This is a genomic window from Streptomyces sp. Ru72 (assembly GCF_002920635.1).
Taxonomy (GTDB): Bacteria; Actinomycetota; Actinomycetes; order Streptomycetales; family Streptomycetaceae; genus Streptomyces.
Genome location: NZ_PQSR01000006.1, coordinates 128,202 through 150,439 on the forward strand (window position 1 = coordinate 128,202; position 22,238 = coordinate 150,439).

Annotated in this window: 21 protein-coding genes, 5 tRNA genes and 3 pseudogenes; 19 read left to right on the forward strand and 10 right to left on the reverse strand. The window is 71.8% G+C overall.

Annotated elements, in window-relative coordinates; all coding sequences use genetic code 11:
* Positions 1-292: 292 nt before the first annotated feature.
* The 9 genes from C3488_RS04950 (at position 293) to C3488_RS04990 (ending at position 4,757) form a co-directional block, all read left to right on the forward strand.
* Complete coding sequence (locus C3488_RS04950) at positions 293-481, forward strand: hypothetical protein (protein ID WP_103838063.1); 189 nt, start codon at positions 293-295, stop codon at positions 479-481.
* Between the two features lie 506 nt (positions 482-987).
* A complete protein-coding gene (locus C3488_RS04955) occupies positions 988-1,764 on the forward strand; it encodes a fumarylacetoacetate hydrolase family protein (protein ID WP_103838064.1) in 777 nt (258 codons plus the stop codon).
* Positions 1,757-3,232 carry a glutamate--tRNA ligase gene (gltX, locus tag C3488_RS04960; RefSeq protein ID WP_103838065.1) on the forward strand — a complete coding sequence of 492 codons (1,476 nt, stop codon included), beginning with the start codon at positions 1,757-1,759 and terminating at the stop codon, positions 3,230-3,232. The genes C3488_RS04955 and gltX overlap by 8 nt, the downstream gene beginning before the upstream one ends.
* Before the next feature lie 230 nt (positions 3,233-3,462).
* On the forward strand, positions 3,463-4,194 hold the full coding sequence (locus C3488_RS04965) for an HAD family hydrolase (RefSeq protein ID WP_103838066.1): 732 nt from the start codon (positions 3,463-3,465) through the stop codon (positions 4,192-4,194).
* Between the two features lie 91 nt (positions 4,195-4,285).
* A tRNA-Gln gene (locus tag C3488_RS04970) sits at positions 4,286-4,357 on the forward strand.
* Positions 4,358-4,396: 39 nt separating this feature from the next.
* Positions 4,397-4,469 (forward strand) — tRNA-Glu (locus tag C3488_RS04975).
* A gap of 23 nt (positions 4,470-4,492) precedes the next feature.
* Positions 4,493-4,565: transfer RNA gene (locus tag C3488_RS04980), tRNA-Glu, on the forward strand.
* A gap of 21 nt (positions 4,566-4,586) precedes the next feature.
* Positions 4,587-4,658, forward strand: a tRNA-Gln gene (locus C3488_RS04985).
* 26 nt (positions 4,659-4,684) lie between these two features.
* A tRNA-Glu gene (locus C3488_RS04990) sits at positions 4,685-4,757 on the forward strand.
* 45 nt (positions 4,758-4,802) lie between these two features.
* Here C3488_RS04990 and C3488_RS04995 read toward each other — a convergent pair.
* On the reverse strand, positions 4,803-5,459 hold the full coding sequence (locus C3488_RS04995) for a MerR family transcriptional regulator (protein ID WP_103838067.1): 657 nt from the start codon (positions 5,457-5,459) through the stop codon (positions 4,803-4,805).
* A gap of 117 nt (positions 5,460-5,576) precedes the next feature.
* Between C3488_RS04995 and C3488_RS05000 the strand changes: the two genes are divergently transcribed.
* A complete protein-coding gene (locus tag C3488_RS05000; protein WP_181138885.1) occupies positions 5,577-6,062 on the forward strand; it encodes a DUF4188 domain-containing protein in 486 nt (161 codons plus the stop codon).
* A gap of 84 nt (positions 6,063-6,146) precedes the next feature.
* Here the strand turns inward: C3488_RS05000 and ndgR are convergent, their stop codons facing one another.
* Positions 6,147-6,863: an IclR family transcriptional regulator NdgR gene (gene ndgR, locus C3488_RS05005; RefSeq protein ID WP_023546516.1), complete on the reverse strand. Its 717-nt coding sequence runs from the start codon at positions 6,861-6,863 to the stop codon at positions 6,147-6,149.
* A gap of 192 nt (positions 6,864-7,055) precedes the next feature.
* Between ndgR and leuC the strand changes: the two genes are divergently transcribed.
* The 4 genes from leuC (at position 7,056) to C3488_RS05025 (ending at position 10,351) form a co-directional block, all read left to right on the forward strand.
* Entirely contained in the window at positions 7,056-8,486 is a 1,431-nt protein-coding gene (gene leuC, locus C3488_RS05010) for a 3-isopropylmalate dehydratase large subunit (RefSeq protein ID WP_103838069.1), read from the forward strand.
* A gap of 5 nt (positions 8,487-8,491) precedes the next feature.
* Positions 8,492-9,085 (forward strand): 3-isopropylmalate dehydratase small subunit, encoded by a 594-nt coding sequence (leuD, locus tag C3488_RS05015; protein ID WP_103838070.1) that lies wholly within the window; start codon positions 8,492-8,494, stop codon positions 9,083-9,085.
* A gap of 278 nt (positions 9,086-9,363) precedes the next feature.
* The gene (locus C3488_RS05020) at positions 9,364-9,594 is read left to right on the forward strand and encodes a hypothetical protein (RefSeq protein WP_103838071.1); all 231 of its coding nucleotides are present in this window, start codon (positions 9,364-9,366) and stop codon (positions 9,592-9,594) included.
* Between the two features lie 127 nt (positions 9,595-9,721).
* The gene (locus tag C3488_RS05025; RefSeq protein WP_103838072.1) at positions 9,722-10,351 is read left to right on the forward strand and encodes an HU family DNA-binding protein; all 630 of its coding nucleotides are present in this window, start codon (positions 9,722-9,724) and stop codon (positions 10,349-10,351) included.
* A 64-nt stretch (positions 10,352-10,415) separates the two neighbouring features.
* Here C3488_RS05025 and C3488_RS05030 read toward each other — a convergent pair whose 3' ends face one another.
* The gene (locus C3488_RS05030; RefSeq protein WP_103838073.1) at positions 10,416-10,619 is read right to left on the reverse strand and encodes a hypothetical protein; all 204 of its coding nucleotides are present in this window, start codon (positions 10,617-10,619) and stop codon (positions 10,416-10,418) included.
* Between the two features lie 345 nt (positions 10,620-10,964).
* Entirely contained in the window at positions 10,965-11,612 is a 648-nt protein-coding gene (gene cofC / locus C3488_RS05035) for a 2-phospho-L-lactate guanylyltransferase (RefSeq protein ID WP_103838074.1), read from the reverse strand.
* Positions 11,613-11,812: 200 nt separating this feature from the next.
* Here cofC and C3488_RS05040 point away from each other — a divergent pair, with 200 nt between their 5' ends.
* The 3 genes from C3488_RS05040 (at position 11,813) to C3488_RS05050 (ending at position 14,824) form a co-directional block, all read left to right on the forward strand.
* The gene (locus C3488_RS05040) at positions 11,813-12,577 is read left to right on the forward strand and encodes a 1-acyl-sn-glycerol-3-phosphate acyltransferase (RefSeq protein WP_103838075.1); all 765 of its coding nucleotides are present in this window, start codon (positions 11,813-11,815) and stop codon (positions 12,575-12,577) included.
* Positions 12,574-13,584, forward strand: coding sequence for an NAD(P)H-dependent glycerol-3-phosphate dehydrogenase (locus tag C3488_RS05045; protein ID WP_103838076.1), 1,011 nt, complete (start codon positions 12,574-12,576; stop codon positions 13,582-13,584). Before C3488_RS05040 ends, C3488_RS05045 begins: the two co-directional genes overlap by 4 nt.
* Positions 13,585-13,666: 82 nt before the next feature.
* Positions 13,667-14,824 carry a D-alanine--D-alanine ligase family protein gene (locus tag C3488_RS05050; RefSeq protein WP_103838077.1) on the forward strand — a complete coding sequence of 386 codons (1,158 nt, stop codon included), beginning with the start codon at positions 13,667-13,669 and terminating at the stop codon, positions 14,822-14,824.
* A gap of 36 nt (positions 14,825-14,860) precedes the next feature.
* Here the strand turns inward: C3488_RS05050 and C3488_RS05055 are convergent, their stop codons facing one another.
* The gene (locus C3488_RS05055; protein WP_103838078.1) at positions 14,861-15,343 is read right to left on the reverse strand and encodes a DUF3515 domain-containing protein; all 483 of its coding nucleotides are present in this window, start codon (positions 15,341-15,343) and stop codon (positions 14,861-14,863) included.
* A gap of 20 nt (positions 15,344-15,363) precedes the next feature.
* Entirely contained in the window at positions 15,364-15,597 is a 234-nt protein-coding gene (locus tag C3488_RS05060) for an Lrp/AsnC family transcriptional regulator (protein WP_028802415.1), read from the reverse strand.
* A gap of 206 nt (positions 15,598-15,803) precedes the next feature.
* Here C3488_RS05060 and C3488_RS05065 point away from each other — a divergent pair, with 206 nt between their 5' ends.
* A complete protein-coding gene (locus C3488_RS05065) occupies positions 15,804-16,766 on the forward strand; it encodes a thiamine-phosphate kinase (RefSeq protein ID WP_103838079.1) in 963 nt (320 codons plus the stop codon).
* A gap of 11 nt (positions 16,767-16,777) precedes the next feature.
* On the opposite strand, the pseudogene C3488_RS05070 reads toward C3488_RS05065, so the two are convergent.
* The 3 genes and pseudogenes from C3488_RS05070 to rpmB form a co-directional block, all read right to left on the reverse strand.
* Positions 16,778-17,506, reverse strand: a pseudogene (locus C3488_RS05070) (FAD-dependent oxidoreductase); the annotation flags it as partial.
* 331 nt (positions 17,507-17,837) lie between these two features.
* Positions 17,838-18,429: pseudogene (locus tag C3488_RS05075) on the reverse strand (BTAD domain-containing putative transcriptional regulator); the annotation flags it as partial.
* 108 nt (positions 18,430-18,537) lie between these two features.
* Positions 18,538-18,723, reverse strand: a complete 186-nt coding sequence (rpmB, locus tag C3488_RS05080; RefSeq protein WP_003993230.1) for a 50S ribosomal protein L28 — start codon at positions 18,721-18,723, stop codon at positions 18,538-18,540.
* A gap of 287 nt (positions 18,724-19,010) precedes the next feature.
* Between rpmB and C3488_RS05085 the strand changes: the two genes are divergently transcribed.
* Positions 19,011-20,711, forward strand: coding sequence for a DAK2 domain-containing protein (locus C3488_RS05085; protein WP_103838087.1), 1,701 nt, complete (start codon positions 19,011-19,013; stop codon positions 20,709-20,711).
* Positions 20,712-20,766: 55 nt separating this feature from the next.
* Here the strand turns inward: C3488_RS05085 and C3488_RS05090 are convergent.
* Positions 20,767-22,238, reverse strand: a pseudogene (locus tag C3488_RS05090) (tetratricopeptide repeat protein); the annotation flags it as partial.

The window sequence follows — 22,238 nt, forward strand, 5'->3', positions numbered from 1 at the left end:
GGACGAGGTGTTGATGCGCGCCCGGTGTCCCAGTCGCCATGATCAGGAGCGGAATGCGGGCTTCAATGGAACAATGTCCGTTTCGGCGAAGGGTGTTGGTGGCGTCGATTGCCCCTTTTGTCTGTCAGTCAGTGAGCAAACTCACACGGTGATCAGACCCTCTTCAGGGCTTTGCGTGGGAATTGCATGTTTAGCCTGACGCTTTACAGGGATGGCGAATCCGACAACCCGCGCCCCGGCGACGGCCCTTGAGGCCCGCCCGGCGCCCGCAACGACGAGGTCAACGACAACAGTGAAGACCACGATGATGTTCCGCACCATAGCGAACCCGCGGCGGACGACGCTGGTGCACCTCACCGGCGCCGAGGAGCTGCAGGTGCCGGCGACCCCGGAACACTCCGTCGACCTTCCCACCCAGACCGCCAATCCCAAGCGCACCGTCCTCATGGAGGTCCCGGTCCAGGCCTCCGTCGCGCAGTAGTACGCGCCGCGGGCGCCGAACGCTCAACGAGGGCGAAAGCTCCGTGGGGCGCCGCGTACGCCGTGCCGGGCCCGGGTGGCGCTCGGTGAGCGGTCGCTCATCAGTGGTCCGGCAGGTGATCGTCTCCGACGCGTACCGCGGATAATGCACGGATCGGGCGGCGCCCGCCGATGACGCACGGGTCCGGCGGTGCCCGCCGGTCCGGACGGGTCCGATGGGGTTCCGCCGGTCCGGGAGGTCCGAAGACGTCCCCGCCGATCAGGCATCGGTTTCGTGGTCTCCCGTCGATCAGACACCCGGTTCGTGGTGTCCCGCCGACAGGCGCCGAGCCTGTGGCGTCCCGCCGGCCTGCACGGCCTGCCGGCGTCCACCGGCCCGTACGCCAAGGCGCCCCGCCGATCCCGTGGGGGACGGGCGGCGCCCACAAAGCGCGAGGTGCGCGCCCCCTGCCGCGTTAGCCTGGAGCGTCAGACTCCAGCCAGCTCAGTAAGGGGCGCAAGGATCCCGTGCGCATCGCCAGATTCTCCATCGACGGGAACGTCGCCTTCGGCGCGGTCGAGGGTGACAAGCCGGACGAGCTCGTCCTCGACATCATCAAGGGCATCCCGTTCGCGGACTTCGAGCTCTCCGGCACCAAGGTCCCGCTGAGCAAGGTCAGGCTGCTGCCGCCGGTGCTCCCCAACAAGGTCGTCGCCTTCGGCCGCAACTACGCCGAGCACGCGCGCGAGCTGGGCAACGAGGTCCCCGAGGCCCCCTTCGCCTTCTTCAAGCCGTCCACCTCGGTGATCGGCTCCGGCGACGAGATCGCCTACCCCTCCTTCTCCCAGGAACTGCACCACGAGGCCGAGCTGGCCGTGGTGATCGGCCGCATGTGCCGCGAGGTCCCGCGCGAGCGCGTCAAGGACGTGATCCTCGGCTACACCTGCGCCAACGACGTCACCGCGCGCGACGTCCAGCGCCGCGAGAAGCAGTGGGCCCGGGCCAAGGGCTTCGACACCTCCTGCCCGCTCGGCCCCTGGGTGGAGACCGACGTCGACCCCGGCGACCTCACCATCCAGCTCACGGTCAACGGCGAACAACGCCAGCTCGGCCGCACGAGCGAGATGATCCACCCGATCGAGGATCTGATCGTCAACATCTCCGAGGCCATGACGCTGCTCCCCGGCGACGTGATCCTCACGGGCACCCCCGCGGGGGTCGGCCCCCTCAACGTCGGCGACGAGGTCGCCGTCACCATCGAAGGCATCGGCACTCTCACCAACAAGGTGATCAAGCGTGGCTAACGGCTCCGTCCGCGTACGTTTCTGTCCGTCCCCGACCGGCAACCCCCACGTGGGCCTGGTCCGCACCGCCCTGTTCAACTGGGCGTTCGCCCGCCACACCGGCGGCACGTTCGTCTTCCGCATCGAGGACACGGACGCGGCCCGCGACTCCGAGGAGTCGTACGTCCAGCTCCTGGACTCGCTGCGCTGGCTGGGCTTCGACTGGGACGAGGGCCCCGAGGTCGGCGGCCCCCACGCGCCGTACCGCCAGTCCCAGCGGATGGACCTCTACAAGGACGTCGCGAAGAAGCTCCTGGACGGCGGGTACGCCTACCACTGCTACTGCACCACGGAGGAGCTGGACGCCCGCCGTGACGCCGCGCGCGCCGCGGGGAAGCCGTCCGGGTACGACGGGCACTGCCGTGACCTCACCGCCGAGCAGGTGGCGGCGTACGAGGCAGAGGGCCGTACGCCGATCGTCCGCTTCCGCATGCCCGACGAGCCGATCACCTTCACCGACCTGGTCCGCGGCGAGCTGACCTTCACGCCGGAGAACGTGCCGGACTACGGCATCGTCCGCGCCAACGGCGCTCCGCTCTACACGCTCGTCAACCCGGTCGACGACGCCCTGATGGAGATCACCCACGTCCTGCGCGGCGAGGACCTGCTCTCCTCCACGCCGCGGCAGATCGCCCTGTACAAGGCGCTGATCGAGCTGGGCATCGCCAAGGCCGTGCCCGAGTTCGGCCACCTGCCGTACGTGATGGGCGAGGGCAACAAGAAGCTGTCGAAGCGCGACCCTCAGTCGTCGCTGAACCTGTACCGCGAGCGGGGCTTCCTCCCCGAGGGCCTGCTCAACTACCTCTCCCTGCTGGGCTGGTCGCTCGCACCCGACCGCGACATCTTCTCGATCGACGAGATGGTGGCCGCCTTCGACATCGCGAACGTGAACCCCAACCCGGCCCGCTTCGACCTGAAGAAGGCGGAGTCGATCAACGCCGACCACATCCGGCTGCTCGACGTGAAGGACTTCACCGAGCGCTGCCGGCCGTGGCTGAAGGCCCCGTTCGCCCCGTGGGCGCCGGAGGACTTCGACGAGGCGAAGTGGCAGGCGATCGCACCGCACGCGCAGACCCGCGTCAAGGTCCTCTCCGAGATCACCGACAACGTCGACTTCCTGTTCCTCCCGGAGCCGGTGTTCGACGAGGCGAGCTGGACCAAGGCCATGAAGGAGGGCTCCGACGCCCTGCTGACCACGGCCCGCGCCAAGCTCTTCCAGGCCGACTGGAGCAGCCCGGAGTCCCTGAAGGACGCCGTGCTGACAGCCGGCGAGGAGCACGGCCTCAAGCTCGGCAAGGCCCAGGCCCCGGTCCGCGTGGCCGTCACCGGCCGCACGGTCGGCCTGCCCCTCTTCGAGTCCCTGCAGGTCCTGGGCAAGGAGAAGACGATCGCGCGCATCGACGCGGCGCTCGCGAGGCTCGCGGCCTGACCTGCCCGTACGTACGCGAGGGGCGGCACCCGGTCCGGGTGCCGCCCCTCGGCGCGTCGGCCGTCGGCGCCTCTCGCCGAAGCCCCGGACCCCCAGCCGGTCTGCCGGTACTGTCGGTGGCATGGCCATCAGAGCTGTCGTGTGGGACGTCGACGACACCCTTTTCGACGCTGCATTCACCGGGGGATGACCCCCGGACCCCCAGCCGGTCTGCCGGTACTGTCGGTGGCATGGCCATCAGAGCTGTCGTGTGGGACGTCGACGACACCCTTTTCGACTACACCACCGCCGACCGTGCCGGGATGCGTGCCCATCTGGCGGCCGAGGGGCTGCTGGACGGCTTCGGGGCCGTGGAGGCGGCCATCGCGCGGTGGCGCGAGATCACCGACCTCCAGTGGGCGCGGTACGCGGCGGGGGAGGTCTCCTTCGAGGGGCAGCGGCGCGACCGGGTGCGGGTCTTCCTGGGGAGGGACCTGACCGACGACGAGGCCGACGCATGGTTCCGGCGGTACCGGGAGCACTACGAGGCCGCCTGGGCGCTCTTCCCGGACGTCCTTCCCGTCCTCGACGCCCTCGCCGCCAGCCACCGACACGCCGTACTGTCCAACTCCAGCGTCCACGTCCAGGAGCACAAGCTCCGCACCCTCGGCGTCCGCGACCGCTTCGAGGCCGTGCTGTGCGCCGCCGAGCTGGGCGTCTCCAAGCCGGACGCCCGGGCCTTCCGTGCCGCCTGCGACGCCCTGGGGCTCGCCCCCCACCAGGTGGCGTACGTCGGCGACCATCCGGAGATCGACGGGCGGGGCGCCGCCGAGGCGGGTCTGCTGTCGGTCTGGATCTGCCGTGACACCGCGCTCATCAGCGGCGACGTCACCGAGGGTCCCCACCGGATCTCGTCCCTCGCCGAACTCCCCGCGATCCTCCGCGCCGATACCCGTTTTGGAGCGCCGTCCACCTTCAGGTAATGTTCTTCCTGCGCCGCGGGGAGCGGGCCGGAAGGCCGGAGCCCAGCAGCGCAGAACTAGAACAAGATCCCCTCAGGGGCTTGCGTTCCAGTGGCCTATGGTGTAATTGGCAGCACGACTGATTCTGGTTCAGTTAGTCTTGGTTCGAGTCCAGGTAGGCCAGCTCGCAGAGCTCATCTGCACCCGCGGATCTCATCCGCAAGCCCCCGTTGTGTAGCGGCCTAGCACGCTGCCCTCTCAAGGCAGTAGCGCCGGTTCGAATCCGGTCGGGGGTACGGATCCTTCCAGGATCACATGGGCCCCCGTTGTGTAGCGGCCTAGCACGCCGCCCTCTCAAGGCGGTAGCGCCGGTTCGAATCCGGTCGGGGGTACTGAAAGGTCTAAACCACCTTTGGTCTATGGTGTAATTGGCAGCACGACTGATTCTGGTTCAGTTAGTCTTGGTTCGAGTCCAGGTAGACCAGCTGATCTGCGGAAACGCATGATCCGCGCCCCCGTTGTGTAGCGGCCTAGCACGCCGCCCTCTCAAGGCGGTAGCGCCGGTTCGAATCCGGTCGGGGGTACGCAGACGAAAGGGCCCTCCCTCGGGAGGGCCCTTTTTCTGTCGGTCACCTCTCGCCGAACCGGCGGCGTGACTCCTCCGCCTCCGCCAGTCGGCGCAGACTCAGCAGCACCGGCTCGTACAGCACGGTCAGTGCCACGGCGGCCTCCACCTGTTCCTCCGGGGTCTCGTGGCGCTCCACCAGGTCCAGGTCGGTGACCGCGATCCGCTCCATCGCCCGGGCGTAGGGCTCCAAGTCCTCGACTGCGCAGGGATAACCGAGTCGGGACAGCGCGGTGATCGCGGTCACCAGCATCCTGTACGCGGGCGAGGCCGGCTCTCCGGACGGGCCGGGCGTGGCACCGTAGCTCCAGCCGAGCCGGTCCAGAAGCGCGTCGGCGGTGTGCCGGGCCGCCTCGGTGGCGGGGTCGCCCTCGTCCGGTGCCGGACCGTGCGGCAGGGCCCACACGGCAGTGCCCAGACGCTGGTTCCGGTCCAGGTCCTGGTCCTGCAGCGCGGCGAGCACCTCCCGGGCCGAGTTCACCGGGATCCGGCCCACCTGGATCAACGCCCGCACCAGGCGCAACCGCCGCAGGTGCTCCTCGTCGTACGCGGCTTGCGTGGCCGTGATCCGGCGGCCGGGGTGCAGCAGCCCTTCACGCAGGTAGTACTTGATCGTCGCCGTGGAGACCCCGCTTCGTGCGCTCAACTCCGCCAGTCGCATTCCGTCCCGCACCGTCTTCCGTCTTGCGTCCACATGCTAGGTAGTGTCACTATCCAAGCATGGATAGTGGAGCTATCCAGTGGCCGGATGGCTGGACGAGACCGAGTGGGGGAGATCATGAGTGGACGGCCGATCGAAGGGCGCATGACCTCTGCGGGCGAGGACGGGGTGGTCGTCTTCCATATCGGGGTACGCATCAACAGCTTCTGCGCGGTGCGCAGTTGGTGGCCGGTGGTCAGGGCCATGGCGCCGATGCTCGCCGAGCTCTCCCGCGAGAAGGACAGCGGACTGCTCGCCTACAAGTCACTGTTGGGCGGGGTGCGCGAGCTGTACCTGGTCCAGTACTGGGAGTCGAAGGAGAAGCTCCTCGCCTACGCCGCCGCACCGGACAAGAGCCACCGGCCGGCCTGGGCCGCCTTCAACCGGCGGCTGCGCGAGGGGAAGGGCAAGGTCGGCTTCTGGCACGAGACGTACGTCGTGCCGGCCGGATCCCATGAGTCGATCTACATGAACATGCCCGAGTTCGGCCTGGGCAAGGCCACGGGTCTGGTGCCGGTCGGCCGCCGGGGCGACCGCGCCGCCGACCGGCTGCGGATCTCCTGAGGGCGTCGTCCACGCCTCGAGGGGAGTCGGAGGGGCCTGCCGCGGCGTTGAGGCCGGCCCCGTCCCCGGTGGCGTACGGGAAGGTCAGCCCGAGCGGCGCAGCGCCTCGGAGAGGCGGGCGGCGGCGTCGATGACCGCCTGGGCGTGCATACGGCCCGGGTGGCGGGTCAGGCGCTCGATGGGACCGGAGACGGACACAGCCGCCACGACGCGGTTGGAGGGGCCGCGCACGGGCGCGGAGACGGACGCCACGCCCGGCTCGCGCTCGCCGATGGACTGGGCCCAGCCGCGGCGCCGTACGCCCGACAGGGCCGTCGCCGTGAAGCGGGCGCCCTGCAGTCCGCGGTGCAGCCGCTCGGGCTCCTCCCAGGCCAGCAGGATCTGTGCCGAGGAGCCCGCCTTCATGGTGAGTGTCGAGCCGACCGGCACCGTGTCCCTGAGGCCGGACAGGCGCTCCGCCGCGGCCACGCAGATGCGCATGTCACCCTGGCGTCGGTAGAGCTGCGCGCTCTCGCCCGTGACGTCGCGGAGGTGGGTCAGCACCGGGCCCGCCGTCGCCAGCAGGCGGTCCTCGCCCGCCGCCGCGGCCAGCTCGGCCAGCCGGGGGCCGAGAATGAAACGGCCCTGCATGTCGCGCGCCACCATGCGGTGGTGCTCAAGCGCCACGGCGAGGCGGTGCGCCGTGGGTCGTGCCAGTCCGGTGGCGCCGACCAGGCCCGCGAGGGTGGCCGGACCGGACTCCAGAGCGCTCAGGACGAGGGCCGCCTTGTCCAGAACGCCGACGCCGCTACTGTTGTCCATGCAACGATACTCACGTCTCACTCTGTGAAACGCAAGTTCAATTTTTCGTGGAACGCGCCACCCTTGATGTCACGGCGGCCCGGAGACCAGCGGGCCCGGCGGTGGACGCCCGGAAACCAGGGGTACGGGCGCGGCCACTCCCCAAGATCTCTAGTTGGGCCGGTGCAGTCTTTGCCGGCCGGAGGGAAAGCGATGGGTAGGACACTCGCGGAGAAGGTCTGGGACGACCATGTCGTCCGGCGCGCCGAGGGCGAGCCCGACCTCCTCTACATCGATCTGCACCTGCTGCACGAGGTGACCAGCCCGCAGGCCTTCGACGGGCTGCGCAAGAGCGGCCGCCAGGTGCGCAGGCTCGACCTCACCATCGCGACCGAGGACCACAACACCCCGACCCTCGACATCGACAAGCCCATCGCGGACCCCGTCTCCCGCGCCCAGCTGGAGACGCTGCGCAAGAACTGCGCGGAGTTCGGCGTCCGCCTGCACCCGCTGGGCGACGTCGAGCAGGGCGTCGTGCACGTCGTCGGCCCGCAGCTGGGCCTGACCCAGCCCGGCACGACGGTCGTCTGCGGCGACTCGCACACCTCCACGCACGGCGCCTTCGGCGCGCTGGCCTTCGGCATCGGCACCTCGCAGGTCGAGCACGTGCTGGCCACCCAGACGCTGCCCATGGCCCGCCCGAAGACCATGGCGATCACGGTCGACGGCGAGCTGCCCGAGGGCGTCACCGCCAAGGACCTGATCCTGGCGATCATCGCGAAGATCGGCACCGGCGGCGGCCAGGGCTACGTCCTGGAGTACCGCGGCCCGGCCATCGAGAAGCTCTCGATGGAGGCCCGGATGACCATCTGCAACATGTCGATCGAGGCCGGCGCCCGCGCGGGCATGATCGCCCCGGACGAGACCACCTTCGCGTACCTCAAGGGCCGCCCGCACGCCCCCGAGGGCGCCGACTGGGACGCCGCCGTGGAGTACTGGAAGACGCTGCGGACCGACGACGACGCCGAATTCGACGCCGAGGTCCACATCGACGCCTCCGCGCTCTCGCCGTTCGTCACCTGGGGCACCAACCCGGGCCAGGGCGCGCCGCTTTCGGCATCCGTCCCCGATCCGGCTTCGTACGAGGACGCTTCGGAGCGCCTGGCCGCCGAAAAGGCCCTGGAATACATGGGGTTGGAGGCCGGGCAGCCGCTGCGCTCCATCAAGGTGGACACCGTCTTCGTAGGCTCCTGCACCAACGGCCGCATCGAGGACCTGCGCGCCGCCGCCTCGATCCTCAAGGACCGCAAAGTCGCCGACGGCGTACGGATGCTCGTCGTACCGGGCTCCGCGCGCGTGGGTCTGCAGGCCGTCTCCGAGGGCCTGGACGTGGTCTTCAAGGAGGCCGGCGCCGAATGGCGGCACGCGGGCTGCTCGATGTGCCTCGGCATGAACCCCGACCAGCTGGCCCCGGGCGAGCGCTCCGCGTCCACCTCCAACCGCAACTTCGAGGGCCGGCAGGGCAAGGGCGGCCGGACGCACCTGGTCTCGCCGCAGGTCGCCGCAGCCACGGCCGTCCTCGGTCACCTGGCGTCCCCCGCCGACCTGTCCGACGCCGACACTCGTACGCCCGCTGGAGTCTGAGAGTCATGGAAGCATTCACCACGCACACCGGCCGGGCCGTCCCGCTGCGCCGCAGCAACGTCGACACCGACCAGATCATCCCCGCCCACTGGCTCAAGAAGGTCACGCGCGACGGCTTCGAGGACGGACTGTTCGAGGCCTGGCGCAAGGACCCCGAGTTCGTGCTCAACCGTCCCGAGCGGCAGGGCGCCACGGTCCTGGTCGCCGGCCCCGACTTCGGCACCGGATCCTCCCGTGAGCACGCCGTGTGGGCGCTGCAGAACTACGGCTTCAAGGCGGTCATCTCCTCCCGCTTCGCCGACATCTTCCGCGGCAACTCGCTCAAGAACGGGCTGCTCACGGTCGTCCTCGAGCAGAAGATCGTGGACGCGCTCTGGGAGCTCACGGAAAAGGACCCCACTTCTGAGGTCACTGTGGACCTTGAGGCTCGTGAGGTTCGCGCCGAGGGCATCACCGCCACCTTCGAGCTGGACGAGAACTCCCGCTGGCGGCTGCTGAACGGCCTCGACGACATCTCCATCACGCTTCAGAACGAGGCCGACATCGCCACGTACGAGGCGCGCCGCCCCTCCTACAAGCCGCGGACGCTCCAGGTCTGACCCGGGGCTGACGCCAGGCCCTCGCACAAGAGCTGGTTTCGGCCATCGCAGCAGCGCTCTGTACCCCCAATCGTGGACGGTTGGGGGTACAGCCGTATCTGCCCCGGGGAGGGTCCCCGGATCGCCGCGATGGTCATCAACTACCGCAGTTACAGAGGTCATTGCCTGGGTACCCGCACCTTGAGACCGCGATGTGCCAAGACGCCCGGAGAGCTTCCGGGGCGCGGCAGTTGCCCCCAGCGGGGGCGACAACTCGCCCCAGATGGCACAATCTGTGCATGGACAACGACGGCCAACTCCAGCTCTATACGGCGGTCGCGGGCCAACTCAAGGAAGCGCACGCAAGGGTGCGCACACTGCAAGTCCCGGAGGGCGTACGGATGGCGCTGACCCGGAAGCTGCTGGTCATCACGGCCGCGGCCAAGCACGATCCCGCCGAAGCGGCCCGGCGTCTGGAGCGGTTCATGGGCGACCTCGACGAGGAGCGCATCCCCGAAGAGGAAGTCTGAGGCGGCCGAGTCTGTTGCGGCACAAGGGTGATAAGCCCGTTTCGTGTTTGATTTGCGGTATATATCTGCCTAACGTGCGAAAAAGCTTGAACACTTTCGTTCCGGCGATGTCTCCGAAGGGGAAGACGTGAACAAGGCGCAGCTCGTAGAAGCGATTGCCGACAAGTTGGGTGGCCGCCAGCAGGCCGCCGATGCTGTCGATCATGTCCTGGACGCCATCGTCCGCGCTGTCGTCGCGGGCGAGCGGGTCTCGGTCACCGGCTTCGGTTCGTTCGAGAAGGTCGAGCGTCCGGCCCGTTACGCCCGCAACCCCCAGACCGGCGAGAGGGTTCGGGTCAGGAAGACCTCCGTGCCGCGCTTCCGCGCGGGCCAGGGCTTCAAGGACCTGGTGAGCGGCACGAAGAAGCTCCCGCGCGGTGGTGAGGTCGCCGTGAAGAAGGCGCCCAAGGGCAGCCTGTCCGGCCCTCCGCCCACCATTGCCAAGGCTGCCGGCAAGAAGGCCGCCGCCAAGAAGGCGGCACCGGCCGCGAAGAAGGCCGCGGCGAAGAAGGCGCCCGCCAAGAAGACCACGGCGGCGGCCAAGAAGACCACGGCGAAGAAGGCGCCCGCCAAGACCACGGCGGCCGCCAAGAAGACCACGGCCAAGAAGACGACCACGAAGAAGGCGGCGGCGAAGAAGGCCCCGGCCAAGAAGGCGCCGGCCAAGAAGTCGACGGCACGGAAGACCACCGCCAAGAAGACCACCGCCCGCAGGTAACCGGGGCGCACGGGCACTCACGCGCCGGGCCGGGCTCCCATCAGGAGCCCGGCCCGCGGTGTGTTCAGAACGTGTGCAGGGTCACCAGCGTGATCCGCCGGCCCTCACCCTCGCCCTCCATCTCGACCCGCACCCGCTGCCCCGGCCGCAGCAGGCGCAGCCCGCCCGCGTCGAACGCCGCCGCGTCGAAGGGAACGGGGGTGCCGTCGTCGAGCAGCACCTGCCCGGTGCGGCTGTCGGGGTCGTAGGTGTACGCGGTCGCCTGCATGACCGCAGCCTATCGGCCCCGGTGCGCGGCGAGCCCGGCGGCAGGGGCCCGGAGGCGGCACCGTGCGCCGGGACGGGACCTGGGCGCCCGTGGAGGTGTGCCACGGCGCCCCGGAGCTGCGTGGCGGCGCTCCGGAGCCGAGGCGGCGGCCCGAGCCGGGTAACCGCGCGGCCCCGCGCACCTCGCCGGAGGGCACCGCCGGAGGAGAGGGCCGTCGGCTCCTCTCCGGCGCGGCGCCCGCGTCGGTGCGTCGCACGGGCGCCGGCCCCGCGTACCGAGCGGCCGCTCTCCGCGGGCCGTATCCGGTACGGGCCCGCCGTACCGCGCACGCGCCGGAGGCGTCCGTCAGCCCCCCGGCTGCCCGGGAATCAGCAGCCGGGCCGTAGCCGCCGTGGTGTGCGGGCCGACGCCCAGGGACAGGGCCGCGCGCAGGTCGTCGCCCGTGTCCACGTCCTGGCGTACCGAAGACACCTCGTCGAGGTCCAGTTCCACCGCTCCCGACGCGCGATGACGTGCCCGGGAATCAGGGCCGAACGACGGCCTCAATTCACGACCGGGTGCCACGGCCAGCAGCGTCGTGCCGATTCCGGCGGCGTCCGGCAGAAAGGCGCGTGGGAATTCCGCGGCGGCGTCGAGGACCCGGGCCAATTCCACGGGCCGCAGCGCCGGGAGATCCGCGTTGAGCGCCGCCACCGCGCCGCGCGGGCGCAGTGCCCGTACGGCGGCCGCACCGTGCGCCAGCGCGGCGTTCAGACCGCCCGCCGGCTCGTCCGGGACGATCCGGGCGCCCAAGGCCGCCAGCTCCCGCCCCGCCACGGGGTCGTCCGTGACGACCGCCACATCCCGCACCGCGGCACACGTCAGCGCCGCGAGCACCGTGTCCTGCGCGAAGGCGAGCGCCAGCCCCGGACGCACCGCGTCGGCCGCGGTGTCCGAGAGTCTGCTCTTGGCCCGCGCCAGGGCCTTCAGGGGTACGACCACAGTCCACTGCACGAGCGCTCCGTCCCTGTCCTCGTCGCGCCCATTGTCACCCGCCCCCATGGAGAACATGTGCGAAGCCCGACGCAGCGCGGTCGTCGGAGACAGGCGGGCGTACGGTGTTCTCGACAGACGGGCGGCCTGGGGCGACACTTGTGCGGCCCACAGCCAAGCGCCAGGCCCCTCGTGCCGGGTCCCTAGAGGAAGGTGTCCGCGTGCCCCGCCGCAGAATCGGCTTCTGGTACCGCTTCGCAGCGGTCCTCTGCAAACCGCCGCTGGTGGTTCTGCTCAAGCGGGACTGGCGCGGAATGGAGAACATTCCGGCCGAGGGTGGATTTATCACCGTCGTGAACCACAATTCCCATGTGGACCCCTTCGCGTACGCCCACTTTCAGTACAACACCGGGCGCGTTCCCCGATTCCTCGCGAAGAGCGGCCTTTTCAAGAAGGGATTCGTCGGCGCCGCGATGCGCGGCACCGGCCAGATCCCCGTCTACCGCGAGTCCACGGACGCGCTCAGCGCCTTCCGGGCCGCCATCGACGCCGTGGAGCGCGGCGAGTGCGTCGCCTTCTACCCGGAGGGCACCCTCACCCGCGACCCGAACGGCTGGCCCATGACCGGCAAGACCGGCGCCGCCCGCGTCGCCCTGCAGACCAGGTGCCCGGTCATCCCCGTCGCCCAGTGGGGCGCCAACGAGCTGCTGCCGCCCTACGCCAAGAAGCCCAGCCTCTTTCCGCGCAAGACCCACCACGTGCTCGCCGGTCCGCCCGTGGACCTCGCGCGCTTCTACGGCAAGGAGATGTCCCCCGACCTCCTGAAGGAGGCGACGGAGGTCATCATGGCCGCCATCACCCGCCAGCTGGAGGAGATCCGCGGCGAGAAGGCGCCGGAGAAGCCGTACGACCCGCGCGAGGTGCGCATCGAGCAGCGCCGCCGGTCCGCCGCACAGGAGAAGGAGAAGGAGGGGCAGGGCCAGTGAGCAAGCCGGTCAAGGCGGCCGTGTTCGGAACGGGATCGTGGGGGACGGCGTTCGGCATGGTGCTCGCCGACGCCGGGTGCGAGGTCACCCTCTGGGCGCGCCGCGCCGAACTCGTGGACGCGGTCAACTCCACCCGTACGAACCCGGACTACCTGCCGGGCGTGGAACTCCCCGGAAACCTGCGCGCCACCACGGACCCCGCCGAGGCCGCGCGCGACGCCGACTTCGCGATACTCGCGATCCCCTCCCAGACCCTGCGCGGGAACCTCGCCGAGTGGGCGCCGCTCCTCGCGCCCCACACGATCCTCGTCTCCCTGATGAAGGGCGTCGAACTCGGCTCCGCCATGCGGATGAGCGAGGTCATCGAGGACGTGGCCAAGGTCGTCCCCGAACGCGTCGCCGTCGTCACCGGGCCCAACCTGGCCCGTGAGATCGCCGCGCGCATGCCCGCCGCCGCCGTGGTCGCCTGCACCGACGAGGCCGTCGCACAGCGGCTGCAGACCGTCTGCCACACGCCGTACTTCCGCCCGTACACGAACACGGACGTCGTCGGCTGCGAACTCGGCGGCGCGGTCAAGAACGTCATCGGCCTGGCGGTCGGCATCGCGGACGGCATGGGCCTCGGCGACAACGCCAAGGGCTCGCTCATCACCCGCGGGCTCGCGGAGACGACCCGGCTCGGGCTCGCGATGGGCGCCGACCCGCTGACGTTCTCCGGACTGGCCGGGCTGGGCGACCTGGTCGCGACCTGCTCCTCGCCGCTGTCGCGCAACCACACCTTCGGCACCAACCTCGGCAAGGGCATGACGCTGGAGGAGACCATCGCGGTCACCCGGCAGACGGCCGAGGGGGTCAAGTCCTGTGAGTCCGTGCTGGATCTGGCCCGCCGGCACGGAGTCGACATGCCGATCACGGAGACGGTCGTCGGCATCGTCCACGAGGGCAAGCCCCCGGTCGTCGCCCTGAAGGAACTGATGTCGCGCAGCGCGAAGCCCGAACGACGCTGAGCGATCCCGCCCCGTTTTTGATCGTTCGGCTGCGGGGCGCACGCTGACCCAGGGCACTACCTACGGGTACTCTCATCGCGATATGAGCACCGAGAACCTCCCCCAGAGCCCTGGGCAGCCGCCCCGCAAGCCGCGTGTCGCCGTCGTCTTCGGCGGCCGCAGCTCCGAACACGGGATCTCCGTGGTCACCGCCGGCGCGGTGCTGCGCGCCATCGACCGGACGAAGTACGACGTCCTGCCGATCGGTATCACTCAGGACGGCCGTTGGGCGCTCACCGCCGATGCGCCGGAGCGCATGGCGATCACCGAACGCCGCACGCCCAGCGTCGAGGACCTCGCGGAGTCCCAGGAGGGCGGCGTCGTCCTGCCCGTCGACCCGGCGAACCGCGAAGTCGTCTACAGCGAGCCCGGTTCGGTGCCCAAGGCGCTGGGCGAGGTCGACGTGGTCTTCCCCGTGTTGCACGGCCCCTACGGCGAGGACGGCACCCTCCAGGGCCTCCTGGAGCTGTCCGGCGTCCCGTATGTGGGTTCGGGCGTGCTCGCCTCGGCCGTGGGCCAGGACAAGGAGTACATGAAGCGGGTGTTCGCCTCGTTCGGGCTCAAGGTCGGCCCGTACGTGGTGATCCGGCCGCGTGAGTGGCAGCGCGACGAGTCCGCCGCCCGCAAGAAGATCGTCGACTTCGCCGGCGAGCACGGCTGGCCGCTGTTCGTGAAGCCCTCGCGGGCGGGTTCGTCGATCGGCATCACCAAGGTCGAGGACCTCTCCGGCCTCGACGAGGCGATCGCCGAGGCCCAGCGCCACGACCCGAAGATCCTCATCGAGGCGGCGGTGCGGGGCCGGGAGATCGAGTGCGGCGTCCTTGAGTTCGAGGACGGCCCGCGCGCCTCCGTACCGGCCGAGATCCCGCCGCCGGACACCCACGCCTACTACGACTTCGAGGCGAAGTACATCGATTCCACGCCCGGCATCGTGCCCGCCCCGCTGACCGGCGAGCAGACCGCCGAGGTGCAGCGGCTCGCGGTGGCGGCGTTCGAGGCCGCGTCCTGCGAAGGGCTGGTCCGCGCGGACTTCTTCCTGACGGAGGAGGGCGAGTTCGTGATCAACGAGATCAACACGATGCCCGGGTTCACGCCCATCTCGATGTACCCGCAGATGTGGCAGGCGAGCGGGATCTCCTACGGCGAGCTGGTCGACCGCCTGGTCCAGGCGGCGCTGAACCGCTCGACCGGCCTGCGCTGAGGACCGCACGGCCCGGAGTCCGTGTCACATCCGCTCTCAGGAGGCGATCCCCTCGGGGATCGCCTTCTTGACGGCGGGGGCCACATCGACGAGCGGCCCCGCGCCCCCGGCCGTCCGCGCCTTGGGAATGGTCACCTCGACGTATGCCTGCCGCAGCGTCGTCGTGAACCGGAACGACCCGTCGTTCTCCTTCTGCAGCAGCCAGCCCACCCCGTTGACCTCCACGCCGTCGGCTTCCGGGTCCGACATCTCCGCGGGCCGCGCCACCCCGCAGCGCAGTATGATCGCCGGGCTTCCCCAGCCCGCCGTCAGCGCGGACGGGGGCTCGGGGTCGTTCCGGCCCTGGCCGCCCACCTTCCGCGGCAGCACCTTGTCCAGGTTCCGGCACAGCTTCGCGACCTTCGCGTCCGGACTGGGAACCGCGACCGAGGTGTGCGCGTCGCTCGAGGAGCAGCCCACGGCGGCGATCAGCAGGGCGAGGGCGGGCAGACCGAGCAGCCGGTGACGCAGGATGTTCACCGGGCAAGCGTAGACGGGGGCTACAGGTGCACCACCGGGCAGGTCAGGGTGCGGGTGATGCCGTCCACTTGCTGGACCTTCGCGACCACCATGCGGCCGAGTTCGTCGACGGTGTCGGCCTGGGCGCGCACGATGACGTCGTACGGACCTGTCACGTCCTCGGCCTGGATCACCCCAGGGATCTTGCTGATCGTCTCGGCGACGGTCGACGCCTTGCCGACCTCCGTCTGGATCAGGATGTACGCCTGTACCACGGAACCTCCAGGGCGGCCACGAGGATCATGTGGAGAGAAGGGACGCCACGGTACCGCGTCGCCGCTCGCCGAGGGGAGACCCGCGGAGGCTGTGGCGTGAGCGCCGGGCGACACCGGCGGCACAAGGTGACGGTCGAGACGACCGTACCGAGGACGACGAGGGCTCGCGACCGGGCGCGGAAGGCAAGAGAAGGGGACGTACGACGATGAAGGGCACCGTGGGCGAGTTGGGCGAGTTCGGGCTCATCAGGGAGCTCACCTCCCGGCTCACCACCACCCCGGCGGTCCGGGTCGGCCCCGGCGACGACGCCGCGGTGGTCGCCGCGCCCGACCGCAGGGTGGTGGCGAGCACCGACATCCTGCTGGAGGGCCGGCACTTCCGCCGCGACTGGTCGACGGCGTACGACGTCGGCCGCAAGGCGGCCGCGCAGAACCTCGCGGACATCGCCGCCATGGGCGCCGTGCCGACCGCACTGCTGCTCGGTCTGGTCGTCCCCGCCGAACTGCCCGCCACCTGGCCCACCGAGCTGATGGACGGCCTGCGCGACGAGTGCCAGGTCGCGGGCGCGGCGGTGGTCGGCGGCGACGTCGTACGCGGTGACACCATCATGATCTCGATCACCGCGCTCGGCGACCTGCGCAACCAGGAGCCGGTCACCCGGGCCGGCGCCCAGCCCGGCGACGTGGTCGCCGTCACCGGCTGGCTCGGCTGGTCCGCCGCCGGGTACGCGGTGCTCTCCCGCGGCTTCCGCTCGCCGCGCGCGTTCGTGGAGGCACACCGGCGCCCGGAGCCGCCGTACCACGCGGGTCCGGCCGCCGCAGGGCTCGGCGCCACCGCGATGTGCGACGTCAGCGACGGGCTCATCGCCGACCTCGGGCACATCGCGGAGGCGAGCAAGGTGCGCATCGACATCCGCTCCGGCGCCATCGACATCCCCTCCCAGATGAACGACATCGGGCAGGCCGTGGGCGTGGACCCCCTGCAGTGGGTGCTCACCGGCGGCGAGGACCACGCGATCGTCGCCACCTTCCCGCCGGACGTGAAGCTGCCGGCCCGCTGGAAGGTGATCGGCGAGGTCCTCAACCCGTCGGCGCTGCCCCAGGTGACGGTCGACGGGGCGCCGTGGACCAGCAAGGGCGGCTGGGACCACTTCTCGGACATCGAGTAGCAGCCGGGGTCTCACACCGGGTACTCCGGCAGCTCGACGGCCGTCGCCGCCTTCTCCGTCAGCCGTTTGAAGAAGCCCGCGAGAGGCCGGGAGCCCAGCAGCCGGTACATCCGGTCCCGGGTGGCGGATCCGCCGCTCGGTGGCGGGGGCGAAGAACGGGCCCGCGTTGCCGGAGATCTTCTGGCAGCCCTTGGCGAAGTCCCGGATCCGCGCCTCGTACGCCGCCAGGGCCGTGCGGTGGTCGCCGCCCGCGAGGGCGAGTTCACCGGCCAGGACGTACGCGCCGACGACCGCCACGCCGGTGCCCATCCCGCCCATCGTGGCGCCGTAACCGGCGTCGCCGAGCAGCACCACGCGTCCCTTGGTGAGCGGTCCACATGGATCTGGGCGATCGCGTCGAAGTACAGGTCGTCGGCGTCCTCCAGGGCCTTCAGCACCGCCGGGGCCTCCCAGCCCATGCCCGCGAACCGCTCGGTGCGGATCCGCTTCTGCGCGGCGATGTCCCGGCGGTCGTACGTGAGCCGCTCGGAGCGGAAGACCAGCAGGGCGCCCGCGCGGTCCGGGTCGCCGTCGTAGTTGCCGATGACGACCGCGCGGCCCGGCTCGCTGTACACACGGCCGGTGCGGTCCAGGCCCAGGTGGTTGGGGACGTCGAAGCCGGCCACGTAGTGGTCGAGGAGGCGCAGGCAGCGGGACTCGTCGCCGAAGACGAGGCGACGGGTGTGCGAGTGCAGGCCGTCGCGCCAGTCGGCGAAGGCTCCCAGCGGATCGAGGCAGTTGGCCATGCCCCAGCGGTCGCCGGTCGCCCGGAAACCGGCCAGGGCGCGGGTGAAGGCGGCCTCCGAGGCGGCGGCACCACCCGAGAACAGCGCCTGGCAGGCGAGGCCGAGGTCCAGCACCGCGCGGCCCCAGGGGTCGTCACCGACCTGGACGGCCAGGACTTCCGTGTCGGCCGACGGCAGCGGGCCCCCGGCCGGCGCCCACAGGACCATCGCGGACGGCCTCCGCAGCGGCTCGTCGAGGGAGCGCATGACCGTGGAGACCCGCGCGATGCGCTCGGGTTCGGCCGGGTTCGGCGAGGGTGCGGCGCGCCTGCTCGTGGACCGTGAGCGCCTCGGCGGGCCGCCCGGCCGCGTGCAGGGCCCGCATCAGCAGCCCGTACAGACGTTCGCTGAGCGGGTGTGCGGCGAGGAGTGCGCGCAGTTCGGGTACGAGGTCCGAGCCGGCTCCGAGGGCGAGGTCCGCCTCGGCGCGGTCCTGGAGGGCGCCAAGCCGCAACTCCTCGAGCCGGGTGCGCTCGGCCGGTGCGCCGGGGAGGTCGGCGAGCGCGGGGCCGCGCCACAGGGCGAGCGCCTCCCGGAGCAGGGCGGCCGCCGTGCGGTGCTCGCCGCCGGCGAGGGCGGTAGCCGGTGGCGGCCGTCCCGATCTCCGCGTGGGGGCCCAGCCGCCTGCGCAGCCTGGAGATCTGCGACTGGAGGGCGCCCGCGGCACCCGCGGGCGGCTCGTCGCCGTGCAGGCCGTCGGTGAGGCGCTCGGTGGACACCGTCCGCCCGGCGTCGAGGGGGAGCAGGGTGAGGAGCGTCCGGGGGCGGGGACCGCCGGCGGCGAGCGGGGTGCCCTCCTCGGTACGGACGTCGAGGGGGCCGAGGATGCCGAAGCGCATGCGGCGGATTCTGGCAGTCGGCCCACGCGGGCAGAGCAAAAAGCCGGCCCACCGAGGTGGACCGGCTCAGTGCAGCGAACCAGCGGTGGCCGCGCGCTTAACTGGACGTCAGCGCGAGACCTTGCCGGCCTTGATGCACGAGGTGCAAGCGTTCACGCGCTTCGGCGTCCCGCCGACCACAGTACGCACACGCTGGATGTTCGGGTTCCAGCGGCGGGACGTACGGCGGTGCGAGTGCGAGATGTTGTTGCCGAAGCCCGGCCCCTTGCCACAGACGTCGCAGTTGGCAGCCACGGGTCACTCCAAAGACTTCAGATGCACTTACGGTTTTTGGGTCCCGGCATGCCGGGATCGAGATCGCAGGATCTGAGTGGCGCTGCCAGGGAATACGCCCGACCTGGATCGGGCAACCGGAGCAGCATACATCGGCTGCGCCCGTAGAACGAAACTACCACGGCGCCGCCGCACCTCGTCGCGGCCCCGTGGGCGGCCCGACCACCGGCGTCCCCCGGCCCTCTTCCGGCCCGGACCCCTTGTGGGTCTACGCTGCCTCCCACGTCCAGCAGCTGAAGGAGGCGCGGGTGGCGCAGGTGCCGCAGCCCTTGGATGCCCTCGCGGTGCGCACCTGGTGCTCTCTCGCCCTACAGGCGCTGGGGCGGGCGCGCGAGGAGATCGACGCGATCAACGTCTACCCCGTCGCAGACGGGGACACCGGCACGAACCTCTATCTGACCGTCGAGTCGGCCGCGGCGGCCGTCGAGGCGGTCTTCGCCGGCTACGAGACGGGCGCCGCCGGCAGCGAGGGGCGGCCGGCGCTCGCCGACGCCGTACGGGCCATGGCGCACGGCGCGCTCATCGGGGCCCGCGGCAACTCCGGGACGATCCTCGCTCAGCTGCTGCGCGGCATGGCGCAGGTGCTCGCCGCCGACGGCGAGACGGCCCATGCCGACGCGCAGGGCCTCCGGCTCGCCCTGAGGCAGGCCGCCGACTCCGCGCGCCAGGCCGTCGCGCACCCCGTGGAGGGCACCGTGCTGAGCGTCGCCTCGGCCGCCGCGGACGCGGTCACCGGCGCCGAGGGCGACTGCGGCGGCGTGGCGCGGGCGGCGTACGAGGGAGCGCGGGCGGCCCTGGCGGCGACACCCGGACAACTGGCGGTCCTGGAGCGCGCCGGAGTCGTCGACGCGGGCGGCCGGGGGCTGGTGGCGGTGCTCGCGGCGCTGGTGGAGACGCTGACCGGCGAGGCGCCCCGGGTGACCGTTGAGGTGTCGACCGCCGTTTCCGGCGGCCACGCGCGCGTGCCGGACCCCAGGACCGCCGTGCCCCGCCACGGGCCCGGGGACTGCTCCGCCGACGGGGGCGGGCCCGCGTACGAGGTGATCTACCTCCTGGAGGCCGGCGACGCGGCCGTGGCGCGGCTGCGGGAGCGGCTCGACGCGCTCGGGGACTCGCTGGTCGTGGTCGGCGGGGACGGGCTGTGGAACGTCCATGTGCACGTCGACGACGCGGGCGCCGCCGTGGAGGCGGGCATCGAGGCTGGGCGGCCGCACCGGATCCGGATCACCCACTTCGGCGCCGACGACGCGCACACCGCGGGCGCCGGGCGACCGCCGCGCGAGCGGGTGCAGCGGGCGGTGGTGGCCGTGGTGCCGGGCGAGGGCCTGGCCGGGCTCTACCAGGAGGCCGGGGCGACCACCGTGCTCGCCCGCCCGGGGGAGCCCCCGGCGAGCGGGGAGCTGGTGGAGGCGGTACGCCGGGCGCACGCGCGCGAGGTCGTGCTGCTGCCCAACGACGCCGACCTGCGCCACACCGCGGCCGCCGCGGCCGAGCAGGCCCGCACCGAGGGCGTCCGCGTGGCGCTGATCCCGACCCGGTCCGCGGTGCAGGGCATCGCGGCGCTGGCCGTGCACGAGCCGGAGCGGCGCTTCGACGAGGACGTCGTGGCGATGACGTCGGCGGCCGGGGCGACCCGGTACGCCGAGGTGACCGTGGCGGCGGAGCGGTCCTGGACGATGGCCGGCATCTGCCAGGCCGGGGACGTCCTCGGCCTGATCGACGGCGATGTCGCGGTCATCGGCTCCGAGGTCGTGGCGACGGCCGAGACGGTCCTCACCCGGATGCTCGCGGCGGGCGGCGAGATGGTCACCCTGGTCCTCGCCGACGAGGCCCCGGAAGCCGTCGCGGAGCACTTGGAGGCGCGGGTGCGCGAGTCGTACCTGGCGGTGGACACGGTGGTGTACCGGGGCGGCCGTCAGGGGCCGCTGCTGCTGATCGGCGTGGAGTGATCCGGAGTGCCGCCGGGCGCCCCTCCTCCAGGAGGCGGGCGCCCGGCGGCGGCCGTCACCGCTGCTGCCGGGTGGCCAGGACTTCCAGCAGGCGGTCGGCCTCCGCGCGCCGGGCCTCGGCCGTCTCCGCGTTCGCGTCCTCGTAGGCCGCCAGCACCGCACGCGCGCGTGCCGACGCCTCGTCCGGACGCCCGAGGTCGGCCTCCAGCCATCCCGCGGCCAGTTCGGCCGCGGTCCGTGAGCCGAGGGCGCCCGCGCCGAGGGACGCGAAAGCGGCGATCGCCTCCGTGAGGTGCCTCAGCGCCTCCTCGAACGCCGCCTGCGTCGTCTCCGCGTCCGCGCCGTCATCGACCGACCGGGCGACCAGCTCGCCGAACTGGCGGTGGGTGTGGCCGAGTTCGACGATCAGCCGGGCGCGCGCGTCGTCGTCCGCCGCGGCGTCCGCCGCCGCTGAGCACTCCCGCGCCGCCTCGGCCATCAGCTCCCGCCCCGCGTCCAGGCCCGCCTCCCCGCCCGCCGCGAGCCACGCACGGGCGCGCAGCGAGCGCACCAGACCCGGCGTGTCGCCCAGCTCGCGCCACAGGTCACCGGCGCGCGCGTACGCACGGTCCGCCTCCGCCGGCAGGTCCGCGCGGCCCAGCGCCTCGGCGGCCAGGTGCGCCAGCATGGCGTGGTCCCGCTGGTCCGGCCAGTGCCGGGCGATCTCCGCCGCCTGCAACCGGCGCTCGGCCGCCTCCCGGTGCTCGCCGAGCTGCGTGTGGCAGTCGCCGAGCCACCACTGGGTCTGCACGATCGCCCCGTCGCCGTGCGTCTCGGCGGTCAGGTCGGGCAGCGCCGACTCCAGCACCTCCGCCGCCTCCGCGAACCGCCCCTGCCGCAGCAGGAACCCGCCCAGCTGGTGCCGAGCCCAGGCGCCCAGCGTGGGGCCCTGGCCCGCCTCGTCGGCCCAGTGCGCCGCCTCCAGGGCGTGCCCGGCGGCCTCCGGGAAGCGCCCCGACGCCGCCAGCACCTCCGCCACCTGAAGGTGCAGCTGCGCCTGCCCGGCCGGCTCCAGGTGCCCCCTGGCCGTGCTCCAGCGCCGCACGGGCCGCCCGCTCGGCCGACTCCGCGTCACCGAGCTGCCGGGCGATGCCGGCCAGCCGCGCCTCGTGCTCCACCGCGAACCACGGCAGACCGGCCGCGACGTACTCCTCGGCCGCCCGGGCCAGCAGCTCCGACCCGGCCTGCGGGTCCCCGGCGTGCAGCGTCAGTTCCCCGAGCATGGCCTTGGCCTCGGCGGCCCGATACGCCAGGTGCCGATCGGCGGTGTGCGGCCCGGCGAACGCCAGCAGCTCCCGGGCGGCCTCCTCGGCGGCACCGGCGTCGCCGCCGTCGTCGTGGAGCCGGTTCATCAGGACGCGGGCCCGCCCGACGAGCACGGACGCCGTCTGCCGCACCCCCGTCCCGCCCGCCTCGAACAGGGCGAGCGCCTCCTCGCGCAGCGCGGTGACCGCCGCCAGCGCCTCGTCCGGCCGGCCCGTCAGGGAG